This window comes from Anoxybacillus sp. (genome assembly GCF_036834105.1).
GTDB lineage: Bacteria > Bacillota > Bacilli > Bacillales > Anoxybacillaceae > Anoxybacillus.
Map to the genome: position 1 here is coordinate 1 of NZ_DAITON010000105.1, position 8,022 is coordinate 8,022.

Annotated in this window: 8 protein-coding genes; all 8 read right to left on the bottom strand. The window is 44.5% G+C overall.

Annotated features, from left to right (window positions below; translation table 11 throughout):
• On the bottom strand, positions 1–1,128 hold a 1,128-nt coding region (locus tag V7Z64_RS10105; RefSeq protein WP_297992208.1), incomplete at its 3' end, for an acyl-CoA carboxylase subunit beta.
• Positions 1,129–1,133: 5 nt separating this feature from the next.
• On the bottom strand, positions 1,134–1,916 hold the full coding sequence (locus V7Z64_RS10110; protein ID WP_297992207.1) for an enoyl-CoA hydratase: 783 nt from the start codon (positions 1,914–1,916) through the stop codon (positions 1,134–1,136).
• Positions 1,913–2,806, bottom strand: a complete 894-nt coding sequence (locus tag V7Z64_RS10115; protein WP_297992206.1) for a hydroxymethylglutaryl-CoA lyase — start codon at positions 2,804–2,806, stop codon at positions 1,913–1,915. Before V7Z64_RS10115 ends, V7Z64_RS10110 begins: the two co-directional genes overlap by 4 nt.
• A gap of 10 nt (positions 2,807–2,816) precedes the next feature.
• Positions 2,817–3,029 carry an acetyl-CoA carboxylase biotin carboxyl carrier protein subunit gene (locus tag V7Z64_RS10120; protein ID WP_003398506.1) on the bottom strand — a complete coding sequence of 71 codons (213 nt, stop codon included), beginning with the start codon at positions 3,027–3,029 and terminating at the stop codon, positions 2,817–2,819.
• On the bottom strand, positions 3,022–4,383 hold the full coding sequence (gene accC, locus V7Z64_RS10125; protein WP_297992202.1) for an acetyl-CoA carboxylase biotin carboxylase subunit: 1,362 nt from the start codon (positions 4,381–4,383) through the stop codon (positions 3,022–3,024). The genes V7Z64_RS10120 and accC overlap by 8 nt, the downstream gene beginning before the upstream one ends.
• Before the next feature lie 11 nt (positions 4,384–4,394).
• Positions 4,395–6,035, bottom strand: coding sequence for an AMP-binding protein (locus V7Z64_RS10130; protein ID WP_297992199.1), 1,641 nt, complete (start codon positions 6,033–6,035; stop codon positions 4,395–4,397).
• A gap of 12 nt (positions 6,036–6,047) precedes the next feature.
• A complete protein-coding gene (locus V7Z64_RS10135; protein ID WP_297992196.1) occupies positions 6,048–7,190 on the bottom strand; it encodes an acyl-CoA dehydrogenase in 1,143 nt (380 codons plus the stop codon).
• A gap of 97 nt (positions 7,191–7,287) precedes the next feature.
• Positions 7,288–7,923 (bottom strand): TetR/AcrR family transcriptional regulator, encoded by a 636-nt coding sequence (locus tag V7Z64_RS10140; RefSeq protein ID WP_003398510.1) that lies wholly within the window; start codon positions 7,921–7,923, stop codon positions 7,288–7,290.
• Positions 7,924–8,022 lie beyond the last annotated feature (99 nt).

An 8,022-nucleotide genomic window follows, 5' to 3' on the forward strand; every position in this document is an offset into this window, starting at 1 on the left:
AATAATACCTGCACGCTCGACTTTCGTTCCGATCATAAAGCCCGGAATATCGGCTAAAAAGATAAGTGGAATATGAAACGCATCGCAAAGTGTAATAAATTTCGCCGCTTTATCTGCGGAGTCGTGAAACAACACCCCGCCTTTCATACGTGGTTGATTGGCAATGATCCCAACCGGTTGCCCGTTTATGCGAGCAAGCCCTGTAATTAACTCTGGTGCAAATAGTTTTTTTATTTCACAAAACGAGTCTTCATCAATGACGCGATCAATTAAATCATACATGTTAAACGGGGCATTTTGATTTTGTGGAATAATTTCCTCAATCGTTTTATCAAATAATTTTGGCTCTTTTGGCACTGCTACTGGCGGTTTTTCACTAAAGTTCGCTGGAAAATATGATAAATATTTACGCGCAAACGCAATGGCTTCTTCTTCTGTTTTAACAAGTACATCGCCGCACCCAGAAACAGAACAATGCATGCGCGCTCCACCCATCTCTTCCAGCGTCACTTTCTCGCCAATGACCATCTCTGCCATACGCGGGGAGCCAAGATACATGGAAGCGTTCCCTTCAACCATAATGACGATATCGCAGAACGCAGGGATGTATGCACCGCCTGCTGCCGATGGTCCGAATAATAAACAAATTTGCGGCACTTTTCCAGACAGTTTCACTTGATTGTAAAAAATGCGCCCAGCCCCACGTCTGCCTGGAAACATTTCAATTTGATCGGTAATGCGGGCACCTGCCGAGTCGACTAAATAGAGAATCGGGCAACGCAATTTATCTGCCGTTTCTTGAATACGAATAATTTTTTCTACTGTTCTTGCTCCCCACGATCCTGCTTTTACCGTCGAGTCATTTGCCATCACGCATACCGTTTGTCCATTTATTTTCCCGACGCCTGTCACAACGCCATCTGCAGGCAGTCCATCTGCTAAACAGTTTGCAAAAAAGGCATCTTCAAATTGCAAACCTTCATCAAATAAAAGCTTCAAACGATCGCGCACAAATAGTTTTCCTTGCTCAGCGTTTTTTTCGTGATATTTGCGCGCTCCACCTTGTTCAATTTGTTTTCGTTTTTGTTGTAATTGTTCAACAAGCGACAATTGTTCGTTTGAAATCATATCCCCTACTCCCCTTTGTACACCGGTTTTCGTTTTTCTTTGAACGCTTGTAATCCTTCCCGTCGATCGTTCGTATGAATCGTTCGTTCATACGCCATTTGTTCAATCATAAGCCCTGTATATATATCAACTTGCATCCCATGATTGATCGCTGCTTTTGCTTGGGCAACAGCAATCGGGGCGTTATTGGCAATCGTTGCCGCGATCGCAAACGCCTCATCTAGCAACGTTTCAGCAGGGACGACTCGCTCCACTAGTCCGATTCGCTCCGCTTCTTGAGCCGAAATACGCTTTGCCGTATAAATCATCTCTTTTGCCCGCCCGATGCCAATAAGCCGCGGGAGACGCTGTGTTCCGCCAGCCCCCGGAATAATGCCGAGCGATGTTTCGGTCAGTCCCATCGTTGCATGTTCAGCAGCTATACGAAAGTCACAAGCGAGCGCTAACTCCAATCCACCGCCAAACGCCCCTCCATTTAATGCACAAATGACAGGCTGAGGCAACTGTTCAAACCCATGAATCGTCTCCCGAATCAGTGTAACTGTTTGACGCACTTGCGTTTCGTTCATTTTTGCTCGCTCTTTTAAATCTGCCCCAGCACAAAACGTTTTTTGTCCCGCTCCGGTAACAATAACTGCGCGCACGTTTCGATTTAACTTCAGTTCCGTTTGAATGCGTTGCAGTTCGTTCAACATTTTTAACGAGAGAGCGTTGGCTGCGTCTGGTCGATTTAGTGTGACAACTGCTACCCCCGCATCAATCGTCGAATAAAGAACGGCTTCCATCATGATGCACTCCCCCTTACAACATGTAGATGGTGACTCGGAAGCGGACGGCCAATTTTTCCTTCTATCCATCGCGCTGCCTCCGTTAACGGTTCAAGTTGAACATCACAATCGATTCCCATTTCGGTAAGCATGTATACTAAGTCGTCTGTCGCTAAATTCCCGGATGCCCCCGGGGCATACGGGCAACCACCTAACCCACCTAACGAACTATCAAAAATGGTCATGCCCATTTGCAAGGAAGCAAATACGTTCGCAAGCGCCATGCCGCGCGTGTTATGAAAATGGATTGCCATCCGCTCAGCTGGAAACCGCTTCAGTAACTGTTCTAACGTCTGCTGCACTTGGATCGGATGAGCAACACCGATCGTATCACCGAGCGACAGCTCATCAATACCAAGTTCAAACAACCGTTCAGAAACAGCGATGACGCGCTCGACGCTGACTCCTCCTTCATACGGACAACCAAATACCGTTGATACATAGCCGCGAACGGTTTTGTTTGCTCGCTTCGCCTCATCAATGACTTCCTTTAATACTGGATACGTTTCTTCAATAGATTTATTAATGTTTTTTCGGTTGTGCGTTTCGCTCGCTGACATAAACACGGCAACTTCATCTATATTTGCTGCAAGCGCGCCTTCTAGCCCTTTTTTATTCGGTACAAGCGCGGCATACGTCACCCCTTCGACGCGCTCAATGCGCGAAGCCACTTCGTACGCATCAGCAAGCTGTGGAATCCATTTTGGGTGGACAAATGACGTCACTTCAATGTATGACAACCCCGATTTTGATAGCTGATTAATCCATGCGATTTTATCTTCCGTTGCAATAAATACTGGCTCGTTTTGCAATCCATCACGCGGACCGACTTCTTTCACCGTTACACGCATACATACCCCCCTATTCGATTTCGAGTAATATGTCGCCTTCGTTTACGAAGTCGCCTTCTTGCACGCGAATCGCTTTTACGACCCCGCCAACTTCTGCAGAAACGGGAATTTCCATTTTCATCGATTCTAAAATGACGACATCTTGCCCTTCTTCAACAACGTCACCGACTTGAACAACAATTTTCCACACGTTTCCTGCCATCAATGCGACAACCTCATGCATGTGTCTTGCCTCCTTTTTTGTTTAAATACATATTCACAAAGTTTGTTGTCGTATTCCCTTGTTGAAATGCCTCATGCGTCAATACATCAATTAACATCGGAATGTTTGTTTTAATTCCTTCGATTTTATACTCACGCAATGCTCCAATCATATTTGCAATCGCCGCTTGCCGATCGCTCCCTCTTACAATACATTTTGCAATCATCGGATCGTAAAAAGGTGGAACGGCTGAACCGTTTTGCACCGCGATTTCATGGCGCACTTGTTCTCCTTTTGGCAGTTGTAAAGATGTGATCGTCCCTGGCGAAGGAAAAAATGTTTTTGGATCTTCCGCATAAATGCGCACTTCAATCGCATGTCCTTCTTTTTTTACTTCAGCTTGCGAAAAACATAGCTGTTCTCCTGCCGCGATGCGCAGTTGTTGCTCAACAATGTCAATGCCCGTAATTTCCTCTGTTACGGGGTGCTCAACTTGCAAACGTGTATTCATTTCTAAAAAATAAAAGTTTTTTTGCTCATCTACGAGAAATTCAACTGTTCCTGCATTCGTATATCCGATATGTTTTGCCGCCCGAACAGCAGTCTCTCCCATCTGTTTCCGCGTCTCTTCATCTAAAAACGGCGAAGGTGCTTCTTCAATCACTTTTTGATGGCGACGTTGCACAGAACATTCTCTCTCCCATAAATAAACGTAATTTCCATATTGATCGGCTAGCAGTTGAATTTCAATATGGCGCGGATTGTCGATATACTTTTCAACGTACATCGCCCCATCCCCAAAAAAGGAAGCAGCACGGCTTTTGTTTCCTTCGAACGCTTTGCGCAACTGCTCTTCATCGTAAACGAGCTGCATGCCGATGCCACCACCACCTGCCGAAGCTTTCAACATCACTGGATACCCGATTTCGTTTGCAACGTTCGCTGCTTCATCGACATGAGCGAGCGGAAAAGAGATGCCGGGTACAATCGGCACCCCCGCTTCCGCCATTGTTTGTCTCGCCTCAATTTTGCTCCCCATTCGCGCAATGACATCCGGTTTCGGACCGATAAACACGATTCCTTCTTCCTCGCAGCGGCGAGCAAATGCTGCATTTTCTGAAAGCAAGCCGTAACCGGGATGAATAGCTTCTACCTTCGTTTCTTTAGCGATAGAAATAATTTTTTCGATGTTTAAATAACTTTCATTCACGCGCGCTTTGCCAACGACATATGCTTCATCAGCCTGCTTTACATGAAGCGAACCGGCGTCAGCTTCTGAATAAATAGCGACCGTTTGAATGCCGAGCTTTTTGCACGTACGAATGATGCGCAAAGCAATTTCCCCCCGATTAGCAATAAGCACTTTTGAAAACATATGTCTCCCCCTTATACGTTTTTTTTCTGTTCGATTCGTTCGCGCGCCCATTCACGCAATTTAAATTTTTGAATTTTTCCTGACGCCGTCATCGGATAAGACGTAGTAAATTCGATATATCTAGGGATTTTATGGCGCGATATATTTCCTTCACAAAATGCACGAATATCTTCTGCTGTAGCGTGTTCACCTTCTTTTAAAATGATCCACGCCATCACCTCTTCCCCATACGTTTCATCTGGGACGCCGACAACTTGCACATCGAGCACTTTCGGATGCTTATATAAAAACTCCTCAATTTCACGCGGATAAATGTTCTCCCCACCGCGGATAATCATATCTTTTAGCCGTCCGGTAATGCGAAAGTAACCGTTTTCATCCATCACTGCTAAATCCCCTGTATGCAACCATCCATCTTCATCAATCGCTTCGCGCGTCGCGGAAGGATTGTTGTAATATCCTTTCATTACATGATATCCGCGGGTACATAGCTCACCTTGCATACCAGGTGGCAATTCTTTATTTGTTGCTGGATCAACAATTTTCACCTCGACGTGAGGGAGGGCACGCCCTACAGTTTCAACACGTAACTCAATCGGATCATCGGTGCGTGTTTGCGTAATAACCGGTGAAGACTCTGTTTGACCGTACGCAATCGTAATGTCTCGCGCCCCCATTTTTTCGATGACAGCTTTCATCACTTCAATCGGGCAGTTTGATCCAGCCATAATACCTGTACGTAAAGACGATAAATTGTATGATGCAAAGTCTGGATCATTTAATTCGGCAATAAACATCGTTGGCACCCCGTGAAGCGCCGTACATTTTTCATCTTGCACCGTTTGTAACACTTGTTTTGGATGAAATTGCTCAAGTGGCACCATCGTTGCTCCAACTGTTACGCAAGCGAGCGTACCGAGAACGCAACCGAAACAATGAAAAAACGGTACAGGAATACATAAACGATCTTCCTTTGTTAGCTTCATACATTCTGCAATATAATACGCATTGTTCACAATGTTATAATGTGTAAGCATAACGCCTTTTGGGAATCCTGTCGTTCCTGAGGTATATTGCATGTTGATGACATCATGTGGATCGAGGGAATTCATTCGTGCATCTAGTGCTGCATCTTCGACATATTCCGCCATGGCTAAGAGGTCGTTCCATGAAAATGTTCCCGGATAGCGTTGTTCGCTTAATACGATGACATTTCGTAGTTGTGGAAGACGTTTCGCTTGTAGCTTTCCAGGTTCGCAATAGGCGAGTTCAGGTGCAATGTCGTAAATCATGTCCATATAAGAAGTACCACGATACTGTTCCATTAAAATGATTGTTGTTGCGTCAGATTGTTTTAATAAATATTGTAGCTCTGCTGTACGGTAATTCGTATTCACCGTAACAAGTACCGCCCCCATTTTCCCTGTCGCAAACTGGCATGCGAGCCATTCCGGTTTATTTGTTGCCCAAAGTGCAATATGCTCCCCTGTTTCTATGCCAAGCTTCATCAACCCTTTCGCAACGAGGCGGCAATAATCGTTAAACTGCTGATAAGACCAGCGCAACTGACGATCTGCATATACAACTGCCTCATGATTCGGATGAATGGAAGCTTTTTGCTCAAGCAACTGACCAACTGTAATATGAAGCATACGCCCCCTCCTTTAGCATCCTAATTGACGTGCAATAACGAGCCGTTGAATTTCCGATGTTCCTTCGCCAATTTCCATCAGTTTTATATCCCGGAGATGACGTTCGACACCATATTCTTTCATATATCCATATCCACCGTGAATTTGGATCGCTTGATTGCAAATGTGAAATCCCGCTTCAGAAGCAAACAATTTTGCAAACGCTGCCTCTTTTGTGAACGGCTTGCCTTGATCTTTCAACCACGCTGCTTTGTATACCATATTGCGTGCAAGTTCAAGCTGCATCGCCATATCCGCAAGCTTAAATTGAATCGCTTGAAACTTGGCAATCGGTTGACCGAACTGTTTTCTCTCTTTTGCATATTGAAGTGCTTTTTCAAATGCAGCTTGTGCAATACCGACAGCTAATGCTGCAATGGAAATGCGTCCGCCATCGAGCGTATATAAAAACTGCTTAAATCCTTTTTTCGGGTCCCCTAATATATTTTCTTTTGGCACACGCACATCTTGCAAAATGAGTTCACACGTATTGGATGCACGAACGCCCATTTTGTCATAATGGCAGTTAATCGTAAACCCTGGTGCATCGGTTGGAACGATGAAAGCAGAGATGATATTTTTTCCTCGGTCATCTTTTCCGGTGACGGCGGTTACAATAACTTGGCGCGCATAGCCTGCATTTGTAATCCAACACTTTTCCCCATTGATGACGTATTCATCGCCATCTAAGACGGCTCGCGTTTGCGTGCCACCTGCGTCAGATCCCGCATTCGGTTCTGTCAATCCGAATGAACCGAACGTTTCACCTTTTGCCATTGGCACGAGCCACTTCTCTTTTTGCTCTTCTGTCCCAAAATAATAAATCGGGCTAGCACCGAGCGATACAGCCGCCGCATAACTTAACCCTGTTCCACCGCATGCTCGACCAATTTCTTCAACCGCAATCGCATATGAAATCGTATCTCCTCCCGAGCCGCCGTACTGTTCGGGGAACGGGATTCCAAACAAACCGAGTTCACCCATTTTTTTGAACGTTTCAATAGGAAAAGTGGCTTGCTCATCCCATTTCGACGCATAAGGCCCAATTTCCTTTTCGGCAAAATCGCGAACCATTTCTTTAATCATTTGTTGTTCTTTCGTTAATTCAAAATGCATCGTCTTTTTTCCTCCTTTATTAGATAAAAATATATGAAACCAACAAGCCTGTTTTATTACAAACCGACTAGTTGGTCTGTATACTTCGAAGCATCCGTCATTCGTCGCCTACGCGCGACAAAAGGAATGACGAAATGTCCTCATCTCGCTTCGCTTCCTCTGTCAATAGCGAATGTAGAATTAAATCATTAAAAGCGGCCGCAATTTGTTCAATTGACATCGGACCGTCGGGCTTATACCATTTGTACATCCAGTTTACCATGCCAATAATCGACAAGCCTGCGAGTTCAACAGACAGCTCTGCGCGAAACTGCTTCGCCTCAATACCTTCACGAAGCACTTGAAAAATAATTTGCTTATACCGTTCACGTTTTTCGTTAATTTTTTCAGCATATTCCGGCTTTAAATACGCCGCCTCTTGATTGAACACCGTAATATGCGGTTTATAAATATGAAAAACCCTTACAAACGACCGAATGATCGCACATAACCGCTTTGTCGGCGTCTTATATTTTACATATGCTTCTTGTGCTTTATTTAGCACATACGTAATAAATACATCATGAATGTGATAAAGCAGTTCATCTTTTGACTTAAAGTTATGATAAAATCCTCCCTTTGACGCGCCGCACTCCGCAACAATGCGGTCAACCGTCACCCCGTGATATCCATACTTTTCGAACAACGTAAGCGCCGTCTCAATAATGCGATCCTTTAGCTGCTTCTCAACCATGCATGCAACTCCTTTTTGAGTGTATTTTAACATAATTTTCAGAAAAATAAAATACATTTATCAAACTATTAAATAGAATTTTAGGAAAAATAAAATACA

What these genes read in the sequence shown, in the direction of transcription:
- accC (WP_297992202.1), bottom strand. Translation starts at nt 4,383, where the DNA reads ATGTTTTCAAAAGTGCTTATTGCTAATCGGGGGGAAATTGCTTTGCGC.
- V7Z64_RS10140 (WP_003398510.1), bottom strand. Translation starts at nt 7,923, where the DNA reads ATGGTTGAGAAGCAGCTAAAGGATCGCATTATTGAGACGGCGCTTACG.
- V7Z64_RS10110 (WP_297992207.1), bottom strand. Translation starts at nt 1,916, where the DNA reads ATGATGGAAGCCGTTCTTTATTCGACGATTGATGCGGGGGTAGCAGTT.
- V7Z64_RS10135 (WP_297992196.1), bottom strand. Translation starts at nt 7,190, where the DNA reads ATGCATTTTGAATTAACGAAAGAACAACAAATGATTAAAGAAATGGTT.
- V7Z64_RS10115 (WP_297992206.1), bottom strand. Translation starts at nt 2,806, where the DNA reads ATGCGTGTAACGGTGAAAGAAGTCGGTCCGCGTGATGGATTGCAAAAC.
- V7Z64_RS10130 (WP_297992199.1), bottom strand. Translation starts at nt 6,035, where the DNA reads ATGCTTCATATTACAGTTGGTCAGTTGCTTGAGCAAAAAGCTTCCATT.
- V7Z64_RS10120 (WP_003398506.1), bottom strand. Translation starts at nt 3,029, where the DNA reads ATGCATGAGGTTGTCGCATTGATGGCAGGAAACGTGTGGAAAATTGTT.